General features: G+C 52.9%; 1 protein-coding gene. It reads right to left on the reverse strand.

From position 1 onward, the window contains the following. Positions 1-1380 (reverse strand): cadherin domain-containing protein (locus JUJ53_RS13785; protein ID WP_204152622.1); only part of this gene is annotated, 1380 nt, incomplete at both ends.

A 1380-nucleotide genomic window follows, 5' to 3' on the forward strand; every position in this document is an offset into this window, starting at 1 on the left:
TGGCTTCGATATCAACTACCAGTGTGGTGTTCTCTGGCGCATTCACCGCGCCATTGGTCACAATCGTAGGCGCTTCGTTGACATCGGTGACGTTGATGTTAAACAGTTGTGCGGTGCTTAAACCACCCGCATCGGTAACCGTTACCTCGACGGCATAGCCATTGTCGCCGCCTACATCCAACGGATTTTCAAAGTCTGGGGCGGAGAGGAAGGACAACTCACCCGTGGTGACATCAATCGTAAACAACCCTTGGTCTTCCCCACCACTGAGGCCGTAGGTCAGGCCATTGCCCTCACTACTGCTATCGTCTGTGGCTTCAATATCAACCACCAGCGTTGTGTTTTCCGGCACATTCACCGCACTATTGGTCACAATCATGGGTGCTTGATTAACACGCCCAAACACCACATAGCTAGAGCCTGAATAGGAGCCGTTGGGATCGGCACCCCATGCCCCAATAATCAGGTCATCAATGCCATCGCCATTGATATCCCCGGCACTGCTCACTGAATAACCGGAACGGTCATAGGCGGCTACCCCATCAATGCGAAAGCCATTGCTGCCATCGAGGCTAGAGAGATTGAGAGAGCTACTAAACTCATTCCCACTGCCAAACACCACATAGCTAGAGCCTGAATAGGAGCCGTTGGGATCGGCACCCCATGCCCCAATGATCAGGTCATCGAAGCCATCGCCATTGATATCTCCAGCACTGCTCACCGAAGTACCGGAACGGTCATCTGCGGCTAAGCCATCCATGCGAAAGCCATTGCTACCATTAAGGCTGGATAGATTGAGGGTGCTACTAAACCCTCCCTCACTGCCAAACACCACATAGCTAGAGCTTGAAAAAGAGCCGTTGGGATCAGCACCGAGTGCCCCAATGATCAGGTCATCGAAGCCATCGCCATTGATATCCCCAGCACTGCTCACCGAATAACCGGAATAGTCACGTGCGGCTACCCCATCAATGCGAAAGCCATTAAGACCATTAAGAGTGGAGAGATTGAGGGTGCCACTAGACACACTCCCACTGCCAAACACCACATAGCTGGAGCCTGAAGCGTTGTTGCCATTTGGGTCGGCATCTCTTGCCCCAATGATCAGGTCATCAAAGCCATCGCCATTGACATCCCCTGCACTGCTCACCGACCAACCGGAATTGTCAGATTCTGCTGCGCCATCGATGCGAAAGCCATTGCTGCCATCGAGGCTGGAAAGATTGAGGGGAATACTAAAATCACCACCACCAAATACCACATAGCTGGAGCCTGAAGAGAAGCCGTTGGGGTCGGCACTGGGTGCGCCAATGATCAGGTCATCGACGCCATCGCCATTGACATCCCCGGCACTGCTCACTGAAAAACCGAAACGGTCAA

It is taken from the genome of Leptolyngbya sp. CCY15150 (assembly GCF_016888135.1).
In the GTDB taxonomy this organism is placed as follows: domain Bacteria; phylum Cyanobacteriota; class Cyanobacteriia; order RECH01; family RECH01; genus RECH01.